Genomic DNA, 21,586 nt, shown 5'->3' on the forward strand with positions numbered 1-21,586 from the left:
CGCAGTCAGGTCCGCGATCAGGCGTAATGCGCCGCGAGGATCTCCAGGCCCTCTTCGATGCTGATCCGGGGAGTCCAACCCAGCACCTCCTGCGTCCGCCGCTGATCGAACCAGTGAGCGGTCGAGAGCTGCTCGGCGAGGAAGCGCGTCAGCGGAGGTTCGTCGTCATGGTCGCCCAGTCCCCACACCTTCTCCACCAGCGTTCCGGCCGCCAGCGCAGGAGCCACGGGAATTCGCAGCTTCGGCTGTGCGGCGCCTCCGGCAATCGCGATGCGCGACATCAGCTCACCGATCGGCCGCGGCTGACCGTTCGTGACCACAAGCGACTCGCCGTGAGTCGAATCGACCGCGGACACAGCGGCGACGATCGCCTCGACGGCATTGTCCACGAACAGGGTGTCGACGAGCGCGGCCCCCGATCCGAGCACCGGCATCCGGCCCGAGCGGGCGCGGTCGATGACCCTCTCCGTCAGCTGGGTGTCGCCGGGGCCCCACATCAGGTGCGGACGGAGGACGAGCACTCGCAGATCCGATGAGTCCGCGCCCAGTGCGATGCGCTCCCCGGCGCCCTTCGTGCGGGCGTACTCGCCGCGGGCGAATTCCGGAGAGGCCGGTTCGGCCCGGTCCCCGATGATCGAGTCCCCGGTATGGGCCACCGACGGTGAGGAGATGTGGACGAGGCGCGGCACCCCGGCGGCCAGGGCCGCGTCGACGAGGGTGCGGGTGCCGCCGATGTTCACGGCTTCGAAGTCCTTCGGATCGCCCATCATGGACACCTTCGCGGCCAGGTGCACGACCGCCTCGGTGCCGTCGACGGCCCGCCCGACCGCGTCCGCATCGGTCACCGAACCCAGGACATCGGCGGCATGCTCGACCCCGGAGGGCCGGCGCTGCAGAGTCGTGACCTCGTGCCCGGCCGAGACGAGGGCGCGCGTGACGGACGAACCGAGCAGCCCGGAGGCTCCGGTGACGGTGATTCTCACTTCAGCTCCTCAGACTCTTGCCCGCACCGGCCCGCCGGCCAGGACACTGTCGGCCCAGACCGCGAGCCGGGAGCGGTCGATCTTCGAATTGTGGCGGATGTCGGTGGGGAACTGCGGGGCGACGAGCACCGCAGCGAGGTCGAAGCCGGCCTCTCGCGCCTGCTCACGCAATCGGGCGGTCAGCTCCAGGGGTGCCAGCCCGGGGGAGAGCGACGTCCCCTCGGAGTCGAGCACGGCCACCAGGGCCTGAGTCCCGACGGGGCCGATGCCGACGACGGCGCTGCGGCTGACCTCGGCGTCGGCATCGATGAGCGCCTCGAGGCCGCCGGGGCCCACAGGGCCGGCGGCGGTCGTGACCACGTGCTGCAGTCGGCCCTCGAGCCAGACGCGACCGGCATCGTCGATGTGGCCGATGTCGTTCGTCCGGTGCCAGTTCAGGCCCTTGAGGCTGTCGCGAGCGGAATCGGCGGTGGTCCGCCACAGGTTGTCGTAGCCGGATTTGATGTGGGCGGCGCTGACGACGAACTCGCCCAGTCGGCCCTGCGCCTGCGGCCCCTGGACCAGCTCGTCGGCGGAGCCGCCGTTCGCGTCGATCGGGGCCAGTGCGAGCTCGACCCCGTCGATCGGTCGGCCCACGCACACCCCGAGTCCGCCGGTGGCATCGGCCTCGGCCACGCCGGCCCGGTCGATGTCGGTGAGCAGGAGCCCTTCGGTCATGCCGTAGGGGGAGTGGATGCTCGCATTGGGGAACACCTCGGCGATGGAGTCCATCAGCTCGAGGGGCACCGGGGCACCGGCTGAGAGCACGAGTTCGACCCGGTCGCAGGCGGCACGCTGATCGGCATCCAGCGCCGAGGCGGTCGCGGCGACGTTCCTGTAGGCGGCGGGGGAGGCGAAGACCATGGTCGCCCGTCCGGCGATGATCGCATCGGCGATCGCGCTCGCGGTCAGAGTCTTCGGTTTCGTCACGGACATGTCCGGCGTCACCGAGGTGGCCCCGATCGCCGGTCCGAGCAGTGCGAAGGGCGGGAAGCCGGCCACGAGTCCCGTGCCCTCACGGACATCGAACACCCGAGCCAGCACGGCTGCCAGTGCGGAGATATCCGCGTGGGTGTAGCGCACGCCCTTGGCCGGGCCGGTCGAGCCCGAGGTGAAGAGGATCGCCGCGTCGGCTTCGGCCGCCGGAGCGGGCAGTTCGGCCCGGTGGTCGGTGCGGGACAGTTCCGTCAGGCTCGTCTCGACCGAGAACAGGCGCGAGCGGACGGGCCCGAGCGGGCTGACGGAGATCCGCCTGCCCGGCCAGCCGTATGCGCGGGCCAGTGCGAGGCCGGGCAGTCCACCGATGATCCACTGCGGATCCGCCGAGGTGATCGCCCGAGTCATCCCCCGCGGGCCGAGTCCGGCATCGGCGACGACGGCGACCGCACCGATCTTCAGGCAGGCGTAGAGGGCGGCGGTGAGGTTGTTGCCCGGCGGCACCAGCATGGACACACGGTCACCGGGACGCACGCCGAGGTCGAGCAGACCGTTCGCGATCGACGTCGTGACCTCGAACAGGTGGCGCCAGGTGATCTGCTGGGCGGGGTTCTGCGCGAAGTCCACCGAGGCGATCGACTCGTCCTGACTCCGGGCGTCGAGGATCGCGGTGATCGGTCGCACGCCAGCCGAATCGGATTTCGCCGAGGTGCTCGCATCCGCCCGCACGCCGGCCGGGGCGGCCTCGGTGCGACTGTGCTCGTCGGCGCGACTGTGTTCGTCGTCGCGGTGCGCATGTGCGGTGGTGTCGAATCGGGCACCGAGCCAGTCGAGGACGAGCCCGGCGCCGTCGTGGTCTTCGCTGACGAGGTGCGAGGCCGTTTCGAAGCGGTGCACATCGGCCTGCGGCAGGCGCTGGCGCAGATCCCGCAGATAGCGTTCGACGAACACCGGGTCCTTCGGCCCCCACACCAGCAGGGCGGGGCGGTCGAAGGCGGCGATGTCCTCGCCGATGCGCTGCAGCTCGGGATCGGATGCGTGGTTGTCATCGACCGGGATGTCGGCGACGAAGCCGCCGATCGCCCACCGGTCCTGCGCGGTGGCGTACGGGGCGCGGAACGCGGCCCTGGTCTTCGCATCGAGGTCGCCGAGGCGCAGCGTCACGCGCAGGAACCAATCGGTGGCCACGGTCGCCGTGGGCAGCATGGGGCCGGCCAGAGTGGCGCGCAGAGGAGCGGGCACCGGTGCGTCCTCGGGCTGGTGGACGGCGGTGTTGAGGCTGATCGCGGCGTCCACGATGTCGGTGTTGCGCGCCGCCCACCCCAAGGAGAGCACACCGCCCCAATCGTGGCCGATCGTCACGATCGGGTGTTTCTGACCGGTCGCCTCGGTGTCGGTCGTCGTCGCCGAGGTCACGGCCGCGTCGGCACTTCCGGCCGCCTCGGCGAAGAGAGTCCTGACGACGGCGTCGAAATCAGCGATGCGATCGCGGATCCGGCGCACCTCGGCGGACTTCGGGGTCGGCATCGCCTCGTGGGCGAGTCGTTCGGAGAAGCCCATCTCGAGCTGGTCGGGGGCGATGAGCCGCCAGACCCGGCCCCCGGAGCGGGCGGCGTCGACGGTCTCGCGGGCCAGGCGCCTCCACAGGTACGACCAGGTCGGATTTCCGTGGAGGGCGACGATCGTGCCCTCGGGCTCGAGACCGGCCGCGCGCAGGGTCGGCAGTGTGTCGAGGACGTGGAATGCGTGCGTCCCGTCGGAACTCTGTGCCTCGACGATCCGGGACCAGGCGGGGTCCCACTCGGGCAGCTGCGGGGGAATCGTGGCCGGCCGTGCAGGAAATCTCATTGAAGCTTCTACCACTCTATTTCGGTCATGGCGGTGTTGAGGCCGGAACCGACACCCATGCACAGGATGCGGTCGCCCGGCTGGAGGCTCGCGGCCTCACGGGACAGGGTGATGGGCAGGGAGGCGGGGCCGACGTTGCCGAGCTCCGGGTAGCTCACGGGGATCCGGTCCGGATCGAGGTTCGCGGCCTTGGTGATCGAATTCGTGTGCACATCGGAGACCTGGTGCATGACGTAGCGGTCCATCTCCCGCCAGTCCCAGCCGGTCTCGTGGGCTTCCTCCCAGGCGGCGACGACGAGTTCCATGCCGCCGGAGAGCAGGCCCTTGGTGTCGGTGAACATGCCGTTGTGGTCGCCGACGCACAGTTCGTGGTGCTGGGTCGCCGCCCGGGTGATTCCGCCGAGGACGCGGTGACCTTCCGGGTGCTTGTCGGCCGGTCCGAGGACGGCGGCCGCGGCGCCGGAGCCCAGGGTCAGGGAGGCGAACTCGTTGAGGTACTCCTCGCGGGTGATCTGCGGACGGTTGAGTCGGGCCAGGGTGGCCTCCTGGACCCGGGAGGCGTCTTCGCCGGCGATGATGAGGGCGTATTCGATCTGTCCGGCGTCGATCATGTTCGCGGCCAGGGTCATGCCGTTGACGAAGCCGAGGCAGGCATTGGCGATGTCGAAGTTCATCGCCTGCGGGCCCAGGCCGATGCCGGCATGGACGCCGACGGCCACGGACGGTTCCAGGTGCTCACGCGTGACCGAGGTGTTGACCATCAGGCCGATCGCCTCGGCGGGGACGCCCGACTCGGCGAGGGCCTGCCTTCCCGCGGTGATCGCGCCTTCGGCGAACTGATGGGGCTGATCCCAGTTGCGGCGCGCGTAGACGCCGGCGACACGCTGGAGCAGGCCCTGCGGCAGCCCGAGGGAGGACAGCGTATCGGCGAGGCGTTCGTCGAATTCCTGAGAGGTCACTTCGTTCGGGGCCAGCGTCTCGGTCAGGCCGAGCAGGGCCACGTTCGAGTGCCGAAATGTTGCGTTGCCGTTCGCCAATTGAGGTACTCATCCCTTTTCGGGTAGTTCGTCGAGGTCAGTCTGGGCCGCAGGGACGCGCGCGGGGCACGACACGACGGGAGAATTCCGGATCTATACTAGCGCCCGGTTGCTGAGATCTTCATCAGCGTGTGAACCAGGTGAAGCCGTCGTAGAGCATTCCGGTGGCCGCCAGGACGGCGATGATTCCGAGAACGATCGAGGTCACGGTGTGTGAGACCTTCGATGTCTGGAAGCGCACGGCACGCGAATAGGACATCGGCCGATCGGTGACGAAATGCCCGAACTGGGCGAAGATCCGCCAGTCCATGACGTCGATGAGAGACTTCGCGGCCAGGGTGACGACGATGACGCAGCCGATGCCCATGAACAGCAGGAAGACGAAGCCGAAGAAGCCGAAGTCCTGGAAGAAGGTCACGACCCGATCTCCGATGGCCATGGCGAACCCGGAGAACCCTTCGCTGAAGGGAAGCGGGGCGAAGGAGTCGGTGATGGAGTTCAGGCTCGTGCCATCGCGCTGGGTCTGCACGGCACCGATGTACATGAAGATCGAGGCCGCCAGGGCCACGAGGAGGTTGATGATGGTGATCGTCGCATTGTCGGGCCAGAAGTCCAGCGATTTGAGCGTGTAGGTCGCCGACAGCGCCACGCAGATGATCGCTCCGGTCAGGGCACCGATGGTGGCCGGGAGCAGGAGGTTGTTGAAGAACACGAAGGCGACGACGGCGATGAGCGCGGCGCCGAAGATGTAGGTGAACACCGCGAGGGTGTCACCGTTGGAGGAGGTCGCGGCCCGCCGGTTCGCTTCGATCATCTGGCCCGAGTACTGGATGTTCTGAGCCAGTTCGGCCTTCGTCGCCCGAGGCGGGGCGGCATCGCGGTCGTCGTAGCCGCGGTCGTCGTAGCCGCGCGCATCGGCCGGCAGAACGCGGGTCTCGTCCTCGCTGCTCCAGGCGCGTGTGGGCTGGTTGTATCCGCCCTGGCCGTACCCGCCCTGGTTCTGCGGGGCTCGGCCGTGTCCGGCACCCGGTCCGCCGGGCTGGGACCGTGGCTGCCATCGTCCGAGCTTCGCCGCGATGAGGTAGATGACGAAGACGACGAGTGCTGCGAGGACTCCGATGGAGATTCCGGCGCCGAGCTCGTTCATAAGCGTGACTTCCTGGGACTGGACAACGATGGTCGTTCGTTCAGTCTATGGACTCTTGGCGCTCGGGGCACGTTCTCGCGCTGACGGCGGGTGTCCTTCCCGGCCGCCGACCGGCGCTGCTCCATGGGTATGGTGGGAGTGGGTCCGCCGGATCCGCCCACCGACGTTCGAAGGAGACACGCGATGAGCAACGCCCAGGCTTTCACTTCCGAGGCCCTGCCCCTGAGCGAGCAGGTCGTCCTCGTGACCGGCTCCGGGCGCGGTCTGGGAGCAGCGATCGCGAAGGCCTTCGCCCCCGAGGAGTCGGCGCTGGTCATCAACTACCGATACTCCGCGGAGACCGTGGAGGAGCTCGCCGAGGCCGTCCGTGCTCGCGGCGGACGTGCCATGGCCGTCGAAGCCGATGTCACCGACTCCCGCGCCGTCGACGCGATGTTCGAGGCCGCGGTCGCCGAATTCGGGGCGCCGGTGTCCACGGTGGTCAACAATGCGCTCGTCGACTTCTCGTTCAACGGTGACGAACGGCAGCCGGCCGACGAGATCGACTACTCGGACTTCGCCGACCAGTTCCGCGGTTCGGTCGAAGGGGCGGTCAATACGATCCAGGCCGCCATGCACGGATTCCGCGAGATCGGTTCCGGACGGGTCATCAACATCGGGACCAACCTGTTCCAGGACCCGATCGTGCCCTACCACGACTACACCGCTGCCAAGGCCGCTCTGCTGTCGCTGACGAGGACGTTCGCCAAGGACCTCGGACCAGCAGGAGTGAGGGTGAACATGGTCTCCGGCGGTCTGCTGCGGACCACGGACGCCTCATCGGCGACTCCCGAGGACGTCTTCGACCAGATCGCGGAGGCCAGCGCCCTGCGGCGCGTGACCACCCCGGAGGATTTCGCGTCCGCCGTGGTCTTCTTCGCCTCACCCGCCTCCCGGGCGGTCACTGGACAGAATCTCATCGTCGACAACGGCCTCGTCATGGGCTGAACCGCCCGGCGGAAGTCGCCGAGCGGACCCCTCAGCGCCGAGCGGACCGGTTGCACCCTCTGTGTCAGGCTGTCTTGTGACAGTTATCTGACAATATTGGCGGGGAGAGAAGTCTGTTATGTCTTTTGAAGTTCCGTCCCGTTCCTCGAGCCGCGGGCATTTCACCACGGCCCAGAAACTCGAGATCCTGGACGAATATGACAAATGTATCGAGATGGGTTCTAAAGCCCAGTTGGCTCGGACTGTCGGGGTCAATCCCAGAACGATCTATCAGTGGTTCGTGGACAGAGAAAATGGTTGCCTGACCTCGCGATCGGATCGGTTGAATGGCAATCCCAGTGACAACAAGCTCAAAGCCGCTGAGAAGAAGCAACTCACACAGCTGCAGGCCGAGAACGAAGCGTTGAAGGCCAAACTGGCCAAGTCTGAAGCTGCGGTCGATATCTTGGGAAAAGCGTCCGCGCTCTTGGAAGCGATGTCCAAGAGCGCGACCGCGACAGACCCGACGCTGCCCGAGGTCGAGGCGACCAGGCCGGACTGGATGAGCCCGCCACAGTAAAGGCAATCGGGTTCAGGTTCATCGGCGATCTGATCAGGGTCGGCTGGTCGATCACGGCGGCCTGCGAGTTGATGGGTGTGCATCGTACGAGTTGGTACCGTCACCAGAATCCGGCGGTCCCGGCCGGGGTGCAGGTGCCGCAGAAGGAACGCGACTACCCGAGTCGGATCACCACCGCCGAGGCCGATGCGTTCATGGCGCTGTTGAACTCTGAAGACTATGAGAGCCTGTCTGTCACCCAGGCGTATTGGCGGATGCTCGATGCCGGGCAGGTGCCATTCTCCGCGTCGACGGCTCACCGAGTGGTGGCCGCACACGGGCAGAACGGAGACCGTCGCGCCCAGCGCCGTGGTAACCAGCCCAAACGGCCTAAGCCGGTCCACGCTGCCTGCGCACCGAACCAACTGTGGAGTTGGGACATCACGATGCTGCGCGGTCCCGGCAAGGTCATCTATCGCCTCTATGCCATCATGGACGTTTTCTCCCGCAAGATCGTTGGCCACCGGGTCGAGACTTCCGAGAAATCCGTCCATGCTCAGACCATGATCGATCAGGCTGTGGCAACTAACCAGCAGTACCCGACCGTGCTACACGCCGATAACGGGGCTCCCATGCGCGCGGCAACGACTGTCCAGTTCGCTCAGTCGCTGGGGATCAAGCTGTCCTTTTCCCGGCCCAGAGTGTCGAATGACAACGCGTTTAGTGAATCGACGTTCAAGACCATCAAGTACCACTTGGACTTTCCCACCCGGTTCGAATCCATCGATCATGCTCGTGACTACATGGCCGCGTTCATTGCTGACTACAACGCGAACCACCGCCACAGCGGCCTGAATTATTACACTCCCAACGATGTCCATCACGGACGTACCGAGCTTGTCCGGGCCCGTCGCCAAGCCACTCTGGAGGCCCGTCACTGCGCGCATCCGGAACGATTCCACACCAGCCCCATAGCCGCTGGCCCACCGACCCACGCCGGCATCAATAGCCCAGAAAACACCGAGCTGTCACAAACAGCTTGAAATATACCGTGCACGGGGTCCGCTCGCGGCCAAAGGGTCCGCTCGGCCGCGGCTGGGCTCGGCCGCGGCTGGGCTCGACCGAGCCCGGCTCAGCCGAGGACTGACAGGGCGCGCTCGTAGAGGAGCCGGGCACTGTCCTCCCGATAGTCGGGGGTCGTGGGATCGCTGAACAGGTGCGTGTTCCCGGGATAGAGGAAGCTCTCGGCATGGGCGCCGGCCCGAGCCGCCGACTCCATGAGGGTCTCGATGGTGCCGGGGCTGCGCCATTCGTCGTCGACGGAGAAGTGGGCCTGCACCGGCACCTGTGCCTGCCACCGCGTCGGTTTCGGGAAGCCGCCGCCGTGGAAGAGCAGGACGCCGCGAGCTCGCGGATCGTTCTTGCCCATCTGCTGTGCGATCGCAGCGCCGAGGGAGAACCCGCCGAAGACGATCTCCTCACCCAGGTCCGCACAGGCGTCCTTCACCCGGTCCACGAGTGTCGGGAACCCGACCTCCTGGGAATGGCCGACTCCGGCCTCGGCGGTGGTGAAGGTCCTGCCGTCATAGAAGTCGGGGATGTGGACGGTGTGGCCGGCAGCGGTGAAGCGTTCGGCGATGGCATCCATGCCGGGGGTCCGGCCCAGGGCGGAGTGCAGCAGTACGAGGGTGCTCATGGGAAATCCTCACAGCAGTCGGATTCAGCGGCTGTGGCCGTGCGGGATGGTGAAGGAGTCGGCGCGGGCGGTCGACCAATCCTCCGCCCACTCCTCGGGGGCGTCTTCGAGCAGCTCGCCGGGCTTCAGCCAGTCGTAGATTCGGGCATAGGACCACGAATCGGACTCGGAGACGTTGCGGCGCAGCATGGTCGGCTCCAGATCCTCGGGGCTGGACGCGCCCATCGACGCCATCAGCCGGGCGGCCTCGGCGACGACGGCATCGTGGTAGTTCTTCACCCGCTCGGACTTGTCGGGCACATCGATCGCGCGGGCCCGCCTGGGGTTCTGGGTGGCCACTCCCACCGGGCACTTGCCGGTGTGGCAGACCTGGGCCTGGATGCAGCCGACGGCCATCATCATCGCCCGCGCCGAGTTCGTGAAGTCCGCGCCCTGGATGAGGCGTTTGACGATATCGGTGCCGGTGGCGATCTTGCCCGAGGCACCGACCTTGATCTTCTTGCGCAGTCCGGCGCCGACCAGCGCGTTGTGCACGATCATCAGTCCCTGGGTCAGCGGCAGTCCCACATTGTCCTCGAACTCCAGCGGAGCCGCTCCGGTGCCGCCTTCGGACCCGTCGACGATGATGAAGTCCGGCAGGATCTCGGTCTCGACCATGGCCTTGACGATCGAGAGGAACTCCGTGCGCGAACCCACGCAGAGCTTGAAGCCGGCCGGTTTCCCGCCTGAGAGCTCGCGCATCCTCCGAACGAACTGGAGCAGTTCGATCGGGGTCGAGAACACGCTGTGACCGGGAGGGCTGATGCAGGTCTTGCCCACGGGGATGCCGCGGATCTCGGCGATCTCCTCCGTGACCTTCGGCCCCGGCAGCACACCGCCGATGCCCGGCTTCGCACCCTGGGACAGTTTGAGGGAGACCATTTTGACCTGCGGGTCCTTCGCCTTCTCGGCGAACACCTCGGGGTCGAACCTGCCTTCGGGGGTGCGGGCGCCGAAGTACGCGGTGCCGAGTTCCCAGATGAGGTCACCGCCGTGTTCGCGGTGGTAGGGCGAGATCGAGCCCTCGCCGGTGTCGTGGGCGAATCCGCCCATCGCCGCACCCTTGTTCAGGGCGCGGACGGCGTTGTCGCTCAGCGAGCCGAAGCTCATCGCCGAGACGTTGAGCAGCGAGATGTCATAGGGCTGAGTGCATTCGTCTCCGCCGATGCGCACACGCGGTGGCCGGGCAGGGTTCGCGATCGGTCGGTTCGAGTGCATGAGCGCTTCGTAGCCGGGCCGGTTGACATCGCGTTCGGTGCCGAAGGCGTGTTCGGAGTGCGTTCCCTTGGCGCGTTCGTAGATGGTGGTCCGGGTGTCCCGGTTGAAAGGGCGACCGTCCCAGTTGCGTTCGATGAAGTACTGCTGGATCTCCGGCCGGATCGATTCCAGCAGGAACCGGGCGTGTCCGGCAACGGGATAATTGCGCAGGATCGAATGCTTCCTCTGCGCCAGATCCCATGCCGCGAGGGCGCCGAGTCCCAGCGCCGAGGCAGCCGCCGCCACTCCCGCGACCTGCTTGCCTGCCGAGTCACCACTGACCATCCGGACAATGGGGAATTGCCTTCTCATCGTGCCTCCTTGAACTGTCCTGTTCCCGAGCCTAGACCGGGGAGGCGCAGATTTCAGGAAAGGCAGACCTGAGAAGGCTCAGACGATCGAGTTCAGCAGCCTCACGATCACCTCATCGAGCTGCATCGAATAGGCGATGATGATGGTCAGGCCGGTGGCGATCCAGGCGATCTCCCGATCCGTCTCGAAACCGCGCAGCGGTCGCCGCTGGCAGCGGAGCCCGCCGGCCAGAACGATGACGAGGTCGACGATCCACCAGATCCCCAGACCGCCGAGGCTGAGCAGCTTGAGAGCACCCGTGAGGTACCGCCCGGTGTAGAACCGGTCGAGTCCGAGGAAGCCCAGGAGCAGGGACAGCAGCCAGGTGAGAACGAACGACCTGTTCCGCGCCTGCCCCGTGTCCTCGGGCGCGGTCGTCGGCGAGACGACGGGAAGCTCGCTGGTCCGGCAGAGCGCAGGCATCTCGGTCGTCCGGGAGACCACGGGGATCTCGGTGGTCGCGGACATCGCTGTGGCCTCCCATTCGCTGTTCGCAGCCGGCGGGGATCCGACCTCGGCGGGCACCGCCCACGGGTCGGGTTCCAGCACCGCCGCCGGGTCGGGTTCCAGCCTAGGAGGCGGGGCCCGCCTCGGCGATGGGGTTATCCTCCGCATGAGCGCGGTGTCCGGACTCACACGGTCAGGGCCGGGGAATCGTTTGAGGCCGCGGGGTGTGCAGGCATAGCGTTGGTCCCATGAGCACTGGGGAGCCGAGTCTGACGAGCACTCGGCGAACCGTCGCGGCGGTCTTCCTCGCCGGAGTCGCCGTCTTCCTCGTCCTCTACGAGACCCAGGGTCTCCTGCCGGCCATCCGTGAGGCCTATGGCATCGACGGGCCGACGGCGAGCCTGACGGTGTCGGCGACGAACGTGGCCATGGCCGTCTTCCTCATCCCGTTCTCGATGCTGGCCGGGCGCATCGGGCATGCGCGTCAGATCGGCGCAGGCGTGATCGTGGCCGCGATCCTCGCCCTCATCCTGCCCTTCACTCCGACCCCGGAACTGCTCATCGCCGTCCGGTTCCTCCAGGGCGTGGCCATCGCCTCGGTGCCGGCGACGGCCATGGCCTACCTCTCCCTGCGGCTGCCGTCTCAGGCCCTGCCCGGCGCGATCGGGGTCTACATCGCCGGCAACACGATCGGCGGACTGTGCTCGCGGCTGCTGACCGGACTGGCCGCCGAACTGCTGGGCTGGCACGGCGGACTCGCCTTCACCGCGACCGTCTCCCTGGTCTTCGGTCTCATCGTCGTCTGGCTGCTGCGCCACGACCTCTTCTCCACGTCCCGCAGTCGGTCCGCCCGCGAAGTCGTGCCGACCGGCGCCGAGGCGGCCGATCCGGTGGGTCAGGAGCCGGCCGAGGCTCGGCCGCCTCGGCGAATGATTCCGCTGCGCGGGGGTCTGTGGCGGATCTACCTCACCGGATTCCTGTGCATGATCGTCTTCGGCGGTTCCTTCACCATGCTCGGCACCCGCCTGCAGCACGACCCGTGGCGGCTGAGCGAGGGCGCGGTCGCACTGTTCTTCCTCATCTACCTCGTCGGCACCGTCGTGACCACCTACTACGGTCGTCTGGCCACGAAGTTCCCGCGCACCCGGATCACGCTTGTCGGCATGGTCGTCGCGCTCGCCGGTGCGGGCCTGACGCTGATCAATTCGCTGCCGGCCATCATCGGCGGCATGTCGCTGCTGACCGCCGGCTTCTTCCTCGGCCACACCGGCGCGTCCGCGGCCGCCAGCGCCTCGCGCCCCGGAGTCGATTCGACCCGTGCGGCCGCCATCTACCTCACCGTCTACTATCTCGGCACGAGCCTCGGCGCGTGGCTGTCGGCGGTCCTCTTCGTCGACTTCGCCTGGCCCGGGGTCGTGGGGATGTGCGCGGTCTCCCTCATCGCGGTCCTGGTCTTGACGCTGACCGAAGCTCCGATAGGCTTCAAGAAACGTAACTGATCGGTAGTTCAGGCCCCCTGGCGAAAGGTCCGCCCATGTCCCAGACCACGCACTCGACCGTTGAGTATTCGATCGCCGACGGCATCGCCCATGTCGAGATCGACCGCGCCGAGAAACTCAATTCGCTCACCCGTGAGGTCTTCGAAGACCTCGTCGAGGCGGGCCTGGCGCTCCAGGAAGCGACCGAGGTCAAGGCCGTGGTCCTGTCCGGTCGGGGCCGCGCCTTCAGCGCCGGGCTCGACTTCACCGAACTCTCGCGCATCGCCGAGGACGGAGCCGTCGAGCTCGGAGCCCGGCTCGGCTCCGCCCGCGCACTGGCGCAGAAGGCCGTCCACATCTGGTCACTGGTCGAGGTCCCGGTCATCGCCGCGATTCGCGGAGCAGCGCTCGGCGGGGGGATGCAGATCGCCCTGGGGGCGGACATGCGGGTGGCCGCCCCCGATGCGAAGCTGTCGCTGATGGAGCTCAAGTGGGGCATCATCCCCGATATGTGCGGCACCCAGCTGCTGCCGCGGCTGGTCGGTCCCGCTCAGGCGAAGAAGCTCATCGTCACGGCCGAGGCGATCGGCGCCGAGGAGGCCCTGCGCATCGGAGTGGTCGAGGAGATCGTCGAGGACCCGGTCGCCCGAGCCCGCGAACTGGCCGGACAGATCGCCGGGCAGTCCCGATCGGCGCTCGTGTGGGCGAAGCGGCTGGTCGACCTCTCCTATGACTCCGAGCTCAGCGCCGGACTCGATGCCGAGCAGGAGGCTCTGTCCCAGCTGCTGGGCACCGATGAGCAGAAGCAGGTCGTGGCCCAGCGCCTGGCCGCGATGAAGTCCCGAGCGAAGAGCTGAGCCGCTCCTGGACCGTGTTCATCTCCCGCGCGAAGAGGGACGCTCCGGACGGGCGGGGTCGATGGACCGTTCGGCCCGCAGCGCCTCGGCGACGCTGCTGTAGTCGACGAGCTCACGCAGCAGCACGAACGTTGGACGCATGAGCTTGAGCCGACCGTCGTCCTCGGCGTTGAGGATCCCGGTCACCGACCGCCATTCGCTCGTATGGGCCTCGGTCGTCCGATGCTGAGCGGAGGAGAGTTCGCCGGCCGCAGTCGTATAGAAGTAGGTGTCGAAGCGCTTGGGCATGCCCACCGGCGTCACCCAGTTCGCCCACGGGGTGAGCCCGGCCGGATCGAGCACCGCGCTCGTCTCCTCCTCGACCTCGCGCACCGCGGTGGCGAGCAGTACACGCCAGCCCTCGGCCTCCTCGGCGATGGTCGAACGCGACCAGGCGGAGGTGTGCACAGCGGGGTCGGGGACGGCGATCGACGGGGCGGTGTCGAAGTCGACGGGGTCGACCCGCCCGCCGGGGAAGACGACGACGTCGGCGGCGAAGTCCATCGTCGAGACCCGATGCTGGATGAAGACCTCGAGGCCGTCGCTGCCGTCGCGGAGCATGATGACGCTGACGGCGGGTCGGACCGGAACCGCCTCGGGGTCGGCGACACGGCGGCCCCGGCTGGCGCTGTCGGCCAGGTCCGAATGATCGCGGCCCTCGGGGTTGATGTCTCGGATCACGCTCGCTGCCTTCGGTCTCGTTCTGGTCTGCTGTCGTTGTCTCCCAGTATGCCCACGAGCGTGTGAACCAGCGACGGCGGGGTGGTTCCGATCACGTCCGCGTTACCGGTCGAGACGGTTCTCGCCGAGGTGCGGCAGGGGCGGAAGAACGATGATGTCCGTGGTCAGAGGGCATGGCGGTGGGTGTGCGCGAGACCCGGCAGGATACGATGGAACGCGATGAAATCTTCAACGTGAAGCGAAGAACCCAACCGATGACGAACAAGGGCGGGGCTGAACGGGCAAACTATGAGCAACTTCGGGATCTATCCGTTCTTCGCGATCGACCAGGCGTGGCCGAATTGGCTGATCTTCGTTCTCCTGCTGGTCGACCTCGTGATCCGCATCGTCGCGCTCGGATGGATTCCGCACAACCGCCGGCCCTCGGTGGCTCTCGGCTGGCTGCTGGCGATCTTCCTCATTCCCTATGTGGGCATCTTGGTCTTCGTGCTGCTGGGTTCGGCGAAGCTGCCCAAGCGCCGGAGAGACAAGCAGTCGCAGATCAACGATCTCATCCGGGACCAGCTGCGCAATCGGGCGATCATCGGGCAGAGGGACCATATGCCCGAACCGCTGAGCACCGCCGCGCAGCTGAACTTCGACCTCGGTGCTCTGCCGATGACGCACGGCAACGGCTTCGAACTCCACGTCGACAATCACGCCTGCATGGAGGCGATGGCCGATGCCGTCGACCGGGCGAAGAGGTTCGTGCACTTCGAGTTCTACATCGTCGCCATCGATGACACGACGCGGCGGCTGCTCGAATCGCTGCTGGCCGCCCACCGGCGCGGAGTCAGCGTGCGCATCCTCATCGACCACGTCGGATCGCTGGGATATCCGGGCTATTCGGATCTGGTCAAACGGCTCGACGCCTCGGGCGTCAGCTGGCGCCGTGCGCTGCCGATCCGCCCCTGGCGCGGGGAGTACCAGCGGCCCGATCTGCGCAATCACCGCAAGATCCTCGTCGTCGACGGCGATGTCGCGTTCACGGGATCGCAGAACATCATCGACCGCTCGTACAACAAGCGCCGCAACCTGCGCAAGGGCTTCCAGTGGAAGGATCTGTCCCTCGAGTGCACGGGGCCGGTCGTCGAGGAGCTCGATGCCGTGTTCCTCACCGACTGGTACTCGGAGACCGACGAGATCGTCGAGGAGCCCGACGGCTTCGACCTCGAGGCTCCCGACTCCGGGGGCATCCAGGCCCAGGTCGTGCCCTCCGGTCCGGGGTTCGAGGACGAGAACAACCTGCGCCTGTTCAACCACCTCATCTACAACGCGAACCGCAGCGTGGTCGTGTGCTCGCCGTACTTCGTGCCCGATGAATCGCTGCTGCACGCCCTGACCACCGAGGCCCGGTCGGGGGTCGAGGTGCGTCTCTACGTGGGTGAGACCAGCGATCATTGGCTGACCCACAGGGCGCAGCAGTCCTATTACGACGAGCTCGTCCGGGCCGGGGTGCGGATCTTCATGTACCACGCACCCACGGTGCTGCACTCGAAGTTCCTCATCATCGACGACGAGGTCTCGATCATCGGCTCGTCGAACATGGACGAGCGCTCGTTCGCGATGAACCTCGAGGTCACGATGTTCATCGTCAGCAAGGACTTCACGCAGCGCATGTACGAGCTCGAGGCCCAGCGCTACGCCCCGAACTCCGTCGAGCTCGACGTCGAGGATTGGGCCGACCGCTCCCTGTTGAAGAAGTATGTGGAGAACGTGGCACGACTGACGAGCTCGCTGCTCTGAGCGCCTCGCGGCTCAGTCGACCGGTGCAGCCAAGGTCCGGTGCAGACACCGTCCGGTGCAGATTCCTCGTGCGAACGGTTCGTTCGCACGACTCGTTCAGTCGTCGTCGGCGACTCCGCCGGGCCCCTCGTCGTCGAGATGCCGTTCCGGATCACCGACCGCGTCGCGAGCCTTGGGCGAGGGCTTGTGCTCGGGCTTCGCCGAGGCGGCCTCGTCTGCCGACGCCGGCGCCGCGTTCGTCCCGTCCTCGTCGCCGTCGGACTCGGAGGCCGGCGCGTCCGCTTCTGCAGCGGCGTTGACCTTGTCGGCGGCGGACTGCACGGCCCCGGCGGCGGTCTGCATGGCATCGGCGACGGCCGGGGACCTCTCCCGCAGGGACTGGTTGGCCTTCTCCACGGTGTCCTGGACACGCGGGTCGGTCCACAGATCCTGGGCCTGCGCCTTGAGCCGTTCGTAGCTCTGGCGTCCGGTGCGTGATCCGAGAATGTATCCGACTCCGAGACCGGCCAGGAGAATCAATCTCTTCTTCATTGTCCTGCTCCTCTTCGCAGCTTGCCGTCACTGTCACCCGCATTGCGTGACACAGATCCGGGCATCGGGTGGGATCAGCGCACGGGCACTGTGTCCTGCCTCACCAGCTTATACCGTGTCGTGGCCCGACGGGTACGATCGCGGCCCGACGGGTACGATCGTGGCCCGACGGGTACGATCGCGGCCTGTGGGTCCGGCCGGGCGGAGGCGGCGGCCGGTCGCCGGGCGAGAGAGCTGAGGCCTGCGCTCAGCCCACGCTCGGCTGCTGCTGGGTGATGCAGTGGATCCCACCGCCGCGGGCGTAGAGTTCGCGGGCATCGACCCCGACGACCTTCCGGCCCGGATACACGCGCTCGAGCACGGCGGCGGCCTCGGCGTCCATGGGATCGTCGAAGGTGCACGCGATGACCCCGCCGTTGGTGACGAGATGATTGACATAGGAGTAGTCGACGAAGCCCTCGTCGTCGCGCAGCACCTCGGGGGCGGGGATCGGCACGACGTCGAAGGGCACGCCGTCGGCGGTGGTCTCGGCGGCGAAGAGCTCCTTGAGCTCGCGACTGAATTCGAAGTCAGGATGCTCCGGATTGCGCTGATCGTGGACGAGGACGACCCCTGGGCTGGGCATCGTGGCGACGATGTCGACGTGGCCGCGCGTGCCGTAGGTCTGGTTGTCCCGGTGCAGCCCGTGGTCGAGCCAGATGACCTTCTTCGCCCCGATGGTGCGGGCGAATTCGGCTTCGACCTCGTCCTCGCTGATGCCCGGATTGCGGCCGGGATCGAGCTGCACGCTGCGGGTGGCCAGCACCGTGCCCTTCCCGTCGACGTGGAACCCTCCGCCCTCGTTGCGCAGCTGCGAGGACACCACGGGCGTGCCCGTCAGCTCGGCGACGAAGCCTCCGATGTGCTCATCGTGGTCCCATTTCGCCCACTCCTGAGCGCCCCAGCCGTTGAATACCCAGTCCACCGCGCGCAGGCCGCCCGCCTCGTCGACGACGAAGCTCGGCCCGATGTCGCGCATCCACGCATCGTCGAGGTCGGCGTTGACCACGGTGATCGGGTGGCGGAGCCCCTCGCCGAGGTGGCGCTCGGCATGCTCGGTCTGAGTGCGAGTGACGACGACCGTCACCGGAGTGAATTCGCTGGTGGCGCGCGCGACGGCGGCCCAGGTGGCGCGCGCGGCCTCGGCCTGCGACTCCGTGTCGCCGAGCGCGTAGCCAGACGACGGGAACGCCATCCAGACGCGATCCTGGGCGGCGGTCTCGGCGGGCATGTGCAACGTCATCGTTCGTCCCTTCGACGGTTCCCGGTCAGCCGCGGCCGATCGCGGCTGACCGGGGGAGGTGTTCGAGTGAGCACAGACGAGTCTAGCCAGAGGCGCGCCGAGGCGGACGACGGAAACCGTCGCCGGCCGGGCACGGATCGCCTCGCCGGGCACGGATTGCGCTGCCTGCCCGGCACGGATTGCACTGCCGGTCCTGGGGGTGCGGGGCGCAATCCGCTGCGTGTTCGCCATTCGCGGCGACCCCAGCGGGCGGAGGCGGCCGGCGAGTCCGTATAGTCTGCCTCAGGACAGGCAGATCGATCGTGCCAAGGGAGGCATCAGGTGTCAGCAGCGGACGCAGTGGAACCATTCGGTCGTCGGGGGACGGGACCTTTGGCCGGCACGATCGTCGCCGACTTCTCCCGCGTGCTCGCCGGACCGTATGCGACGATGATGCTCGCCGACCTCGGGGCCACGGTCATCAAGGTCGAGGGCAGAACGGGCGACGATACGCGTCACTGGGCGCCGCCTCGGCGAGGGGACGATGCCACGTACTTCCTCACGGCGAACCGGAACAAGCATTCGGTCGTCCTCGACTTCAAGGACCCCGAGGACCTCGAATACGCCCAGCGGCTGGCCGCGCGCGCCGACGTCCTCGTCGAGAACTTCAAGGCCGGGGGACTGGCGAAGTACGGACTCGACTATGAGACGGTCAAGGCGGCCAACCCGGGCATCGTCTACGCTTCGGTGACCGGCTTCGGCCGGGACAATCCGCTGCCCGGCTACGACCTGCTCATCCAGGGCCTGTCCGGGTTCATGTCCGTCACCGGCACGCAGGAATCGGGCCCGGTCAAGGCCGGGGTCGCCGTTGTCGACGTGTTCACCGGACTGCACACCGCGGTGGGCATCCTCGCCGCGCTCGCCCACCGCAAGGACACCGGCGACGGTCAGCTGGTCGAGACGAATCTGCTGTCCTCGGCGCTCTCCGGCCTGGCGAACCAGACCTCGGCCTATGTGGCCGGCGACGTGGTGCCGACGGCGATGGGCAACGCGCATCCGAGCCTCTACCCCTACCAGCCGATGCCCACGGCCGAGGGCCAGATCATCATCGCCTGCGGCAACGACAGCCAGTTCGCCCGGCTCGCCGAGATCCTCGGGCACCCGGAATGGGCCGCCGACGCCCGCTTCGCGAACTTCGCCGACCGCAACGTCCACCGGGACGAGCTCGAGCCCGAACTCATCGAGGCGCTGAGTGAGAAGACGAACCAGGAATGGTTCGACATCCTCACCGAGGCGGGTCTGCCCTGTGCGCCGATCAACTCGATCGCACAGGGAGTGGACCTGGCGGCATCGCTGGGACTCGACCCCGTTGCCGAGGCGGGGGACGGCGACCGCGTCATCCCCACCGTGGCCAATCCGATCCGGCTGTCGTCGACCCCGGCCAGCTACGATCTGGCCCCGCCGACCCTGGGGGAGAGCACCGAGGCGGTCAAGGACTGGCTGCGTTCGGTCGACCCGCTTGATCGCTGAAGTAGTCTTGATCTTGTGTGCTGTCGATGGTGCCGCGGCCAGGCCAGATGCGCCCGCGTCGCGGGGTAGACAGCCGTCATATTCGTCGAGGAGAATCCGGAGCCCAGATGGACAACGAGCCGACCGAGGACACGCCTCGACCGCGTTCGGCGGTGAAGCGGATCCTCATGGTCATCGCCATGGCGATCACGGCCTTCCACCTTTTCGCCAGCTTCCTGTGGATCGCCCCTGCTTCGACGATGCGGGAGGTGATTCCCGGCGATCTGCTCAGCAAGTACATGATCCCGATGTGGGGACAGTCGTGGAGCGTGTTCGCCCCCGAGCCGATCAACGGAGACTACTACTTCGACGTCCGCGCGGTGATCACGACCGACACCGGCGAGAAGACCACCGAGTGGGTCAGGGCCACCGATGTCGAACTCGACCACTCCACCTACAAGCTGTTCCCACCACGGTCGGCGGGCCTGGGCATCGGAGTGGCTTCAGACATCAAGGGCTCCTGGGAGGACCTGCCCGACGATCAGAAGGCGATCGTCGAGCTCGACTACTTCAAGGGCGATGATTCGGTCGACCGGCTGGAGAACAAGCTCGAGGAGTACGACGATCCGGAGAACACGGTCCCCGGCTACCTGGAGAGCGAGCACACGGCCACGGCCTATGCGACCCAGGTGGCGAAGGCCGTCTGGGGTGATGACGTGCAGCGCGTCCAGTTCAAGGCGGCCCGCCAGAACGTCGTGCCCTTCTCCGATCGCAACGACAAGAGCGCCGAACGCCCGAACATCCAACCCGTCCCGGTGGGCTGGCGCGCGCTCGTCGTCGAAGACCATCAGTCGCAAGAGGAGTTCACGAAGTACTTCTGCTCCTCCGACGAAGTGAGGTGCGTCAGTGAGCTGTGACGAGACGACCCCGCACGAGGGGCAGGACATGACATCGTCACGGGGCGGAGCGGACACCGCGACCGAGGTGGGCCGCTCCGGTCCGGCCGCCTCGACGGGCGACGGCGGAACCGACCCATCGGCGAACTCCGCGAGCGACGCCGGGCTGGTGCCGCTGACCACGTTGGTGCGCACGAAGCTCGCGCGCGGCTGGAACTGGCTCGAGGAGATGCTCACCGGCCGCTATCACGCGACCTACGGGCTGGCGGTGACGAGGATCCTCATCGGCCTGACCGGACTCGGCCTCATCCTCACGAACTTCAACGCTCGGCACTACGCCTTCGGCGTCGGGGCCGCCTGGAACGGAGAGATCGCCGAGCCGAAGAGCGACTTCCCGAACATCTGGCTGTTCTCGCTCTTCCACCGGGCGGTGACGACGCCGCCGCTGTTCACCGCGATGATGATCGGTCTGGCGCTGCTGGCCGTCGTCATCATCCTCGGCTGGCGGACGCGGATCGTCCTGCCGGTCTACTTCGTGCTGTGGGTGAGCTTCATCGAACTCAACGACGGGGCCGGCGACCAGGGCGACAACGCCTACCGCATGTTCATGATCGCCCTGCTCTTCGCCGACACCACGAGGAGGTGGTCGCTCGACGCGCGCCGACGTCGCCGGGCCGGCCGGTTCCCCGAAACCGACGGCGGATCGTGGCGGTGGGCGCTGATCATGGCCAACAACCTCGCCATCGTCGTGCTCGCCTTCCAAGTGTGCGCGATCTACATGTCCGGCGGACTGTACAAGGCCGGCGGCACCGCCTGGCAGCATGGGTTCGCCGTGTACAACCCGCTGCACACGCAGCAGTTCGGCACATGGCCGGTGCTCTCGGACCTGGTGACGGCCTGGGGCCCGATGGTGGTGGCGATCTCGTGGGGGTCGATCCTCTTCCAGTGCGCCTTCCCGTTCATGCTGTTCAACCGCTACACCCGGATCGTCGCGCTGCTCGGCATCCTCTCCTTCCACCTGGGGATCGCGCTGCTCATGGGACTGCCCTGGTTCTCACTGACGATGATCGCCGTCGACGCGATCTTCATCCGCGACCGCAGCTTCGCGAAGCTCAGCGCCTACCTGCGGCACTGGTGGGCGTCCTCGGCCCCGCGCCCGGACGCAGCGCAGTCCGGTCCCCCGGCTGCCTCAGGGGACAAGAGCCGCCCGGACGCCGCGAAGTCGCGCTCCTGAAACGCCGACG

Annotated in this window: 19 protein-coding genes; 9 read left to right on the forward strand and 10 right to left on the reverse strand. The window is 67.3% G+C overall.

All coding sequences use genetic code 11. The annotated features are described in order from the left end of the window. Nucleotides 1-17 precede the first annotated feature (17 nt). The 4 genes from IG171_RS17655 to IG171_RS17670 form a co-directional block, all read right to left on the reverse strand. On the reverse strand, nt 18-983 hold the full coding sequence (locus IG171_RS17655; RefSeq protein WP_212128621.1) for an NAD-dependent epimerase/dehydratase family protein: 966 nt from the start codon (nt 981-983) through the stop codon (nt 18-20). A 9-nt stretch (nt 984-992) separates the two neighbouring features. Next, entirely contained in the window at nt 993-3,806 is a 2,814-nt protein-coding gene (locus IG171_RS17660; protein ID WP_212128622.1) for an alpha/beta fold hydrolase, read from the reverse strand. 8 nt (nt 3,807-3,814) lie between these two features. Continuing rightward, nucleotides 3,815-4,843: a 3-oxoacyl-ACP synthase III gene (locus IG171_RS17665; protein WP_212128623.1), complete on the reverse strand. Its 1,029-nt coding sequence runs from the start codon at nt 4,841-4,843 to the stop codon at nt 3,815-3,817. A gap of 124 nt (nt 4,844-4,967) precedes the next feature. Beyond that, nucleotides 4,968-5,990 carry a hypothetical protein gene (locus tag IG171_RS17670; protein WP_212128624.1) on the reverse strand — a complete coding sequence of 341 codons (1,023 nt, stop codon included), beginning with the start codon at nt 5,988-5,990 and terminating at the stop codon, nt 4,968-4,970. 183 nt (nt 5,991-6,173) lie between these two features. Between IG171_RS17670 and IG171_RS17675 the strand changes: the two genes are divergently transcribed. The 3 genes from IG171_RS17675 (at nt 6,174) to IG171_RS17685 (ending at nt 8,558) form a co-directional block, all read left to right on the forward strand. After that, nucleotides 6,174-6,977 (forward strand): 3-oxoacyl-ACP reductase, encoded by an 804-nt coding sequence (locus IG171_RS17675; RefSeq protein ID WP_212128625.1) that lies wholly within the window; start codon nt 6,174-6,176, stop codon nt 6,975-6,977. A 118-nt stretch (nt 6,978-7,095) separates the two neighbouring features. Beyond that, nucleotides 7,096-7,536 carry a transposase gene (locus IG171_RS17680; protein ID WP_212127466.1) on the forward strand — a complete coding sequence of 147 codons (441 nt, stop codon included), beginning with the start codon at nt 7,096-7,098 and terminating at the stop codon, nt 7,534-7,536. 71 nt (nt 7,537-7,607) lie between these two features. Further along, a complete protein-coding gene (locus IG171_RS17685; RefSeq protein ID WP_249203629.1) occupies nt 7,608-8,558 on the forward strand; it encodes an IS3 family transposase in 951 nt (316 codons plus the stop codon). 89 nt (nt 8,559-8,647) lie between these two features. Here the strand turns inward: IG171_RS17685 and IG171_RS17690 are convergent, their stop codons facing one another. The 3 genes from IG171_RS17690 to IG171_RS17700 all read right to left on the reverse strand — a co-directional run bounded on the left by IG171_RS17690 (nt 8,648) and on the right by IG171_RS17700 (nt 11,407). Beyond that, nucleotides 8,648-9,211, reverse strand: coding sequence for a dienelactone hydrolase family protein (locus IG171_RS17690; RefSeq protein WP_212128626.1), 564 nt, complete (start codon nt 9,209-9,211; stop codon nt 8,648-8,650). 24 nt (nt 9,212-9,235) lie between these two features. Next, on the reverse strand, nt 9,236-10,819 hold the full coding sequence (locus IG171_RS17695) for an FMN-binding glutamate synthase family protein (protein ID WP_212128627.1): 1,584 nt from the start codon (nt 10,817-10,819) through the stop codon (nt 9,236-9,238). 78 nt (nt 10,820-10,897) lie between these two features. After that, complete coding sequence (locus IG171_RS17700; protein WP_212128628.1) at nt 10,898-11,407, reverse strand: NINE protein; 510 nt, start codon at nt 11,405-11,407, stop codon at nt 10,898-10,900. 146 nt (nt 11,408-11,553) lie between these two features. Between IG171_RS17700 and IG171_RS17705 the strand changes: the two genes are divergently transcribed. Further along, nucleotides 11,554-12,804, forward strand: coding sequence for an MFS transporter (locus IG171_RS17705; protein ID WP_212128629.1), 1,251 nt, complete (start codon nt 11,554-11,556; stop codon nt 12,802-12,804). A 35-nt stretch (nt 12,805-12,839) separates the two neighbouring features. Then, nucleotides 12,840-13,640: a crotonase/enoyl-CoA hydratase family protein gene (locus IG171_RS17710; RefSeq protein ID WP_212128630.1), complete on the forward strand. Its 801-nt coding sequence runs from the start codon at nt 12,840-12,842 to the stop codon at nt 13,638-13,640. A gap of 18 nt (nt 13,641-13,658) precedes the next feature. Here the strand turns inward: IG171_RS17710 and IG171_RS17715 are convergent, their stop codons facing one another. Next, nucleotides 13,659-14,360: an NUDIX hydrolase gene (locus tag IG171_RS17715; RefSeq protein ID WP_212128631.1), complete on the reverse strand. Its 702-nt coding sequence runs from the start codon at nt 14,358-14,360 to the stop codon at nt 13,659-13,661. A 288-nt stretch (nt 14,361-14,648) separates the two neighbouring features. On the opposite strand from IG171_RS17715, the gene cls reads away from it, so the two are divergent. Next, complete coding sequence (gene cls, locus IG171_RS17720; RefSeq protein WP_212128632.1) at nt 14,649-16,145, forward strand: cardiolipin synthase; 1,497 nt, start codon at nt 14,649-14,651, stop codon at nt 16,143-16,145. Between the two features lie 96 nt (nt 16,146-16,241). On the opposite strand, the gene IG171_RS17725 is transcribed toward cls, so the two are convergent. Then, on the reverse strand, nt 16,242-16,676 hold the full coding sequence (locus IG171_RS17725) for a YtxH domain-containing protein (protein WP_212128633.1): 435 nt from the start codon (nt 16,674-16,676) through the stop codon (nt 16,242-16,244). 247 nt (nt 16,677-16,923) lie between these two features. Beyond that, entirely contained in the window at nt 16,924-17,946 is a 1,023-nt protein-coding gene (locus tag IG171_RS17730) for an agmatine deiminase family protein (RefSeq protein WP_212131773.1), read from the reverse strand. A gap of 384 nt (nt 17,947-18,330) precedes the next feature. Here IG171_RS17730 and IG171_RS17735 point away from each other — a divergent pair, with 384 nt between their 5' ends. The 3 genes from IG171_RS17735 (at nt 18,331) to IG171_RS17745 (ending at nt 21,576) form a co-directional block, all read left to right on the forward strand. After that, nucleotides 18,331-19,467, forward strand: coding sequence for a CoA transferase (locus IG171_RS17735; RefSeq protein WP_249203799.1), 1,137 nt, complete (start codon nt 18,331-18,333; stop codon nt 19,465-19,467). Nucleotides 19,468-19,574: 107 nt separating this feature from the next. Beyond that, nucleotides 19,575-20,363 carry a DUF5819 family protein gene (locus tag IG171_RS17740; RefSeq protein WP_212128635.1) on the forward strand — a complete coding sequence of 263 codons (789 nt, stop codon included), beginning with the start codon at nt 19,575-19,577 and terminating at the stop codon, nt 20,361-20,363. Nucleotides 20,364-20,391: 28 nt separating this feature from the next. Next, entirely contained in the window at nt 20,392-21,576 is a 1,185-nt protein-coding gene (locus IG171_RS17745; RefSeq protein ID WP_249203801.1) for an HTTM domain-containing protein, read from the forward strand. Nucleotides 21,577-21,586 lie beyond the last annotated feature (10 nt).

It is taken from the genome of Brevibacterium sp. SMBL_HHYL_HB1 (assembly GCF_018208375.1).
Lineage (GTDB): Bacteria > Actinomycetota > Actinomycetes > Actinomycetales > Brevibacteriaceae > Brevibacterium > Brevibacterium intestinavium.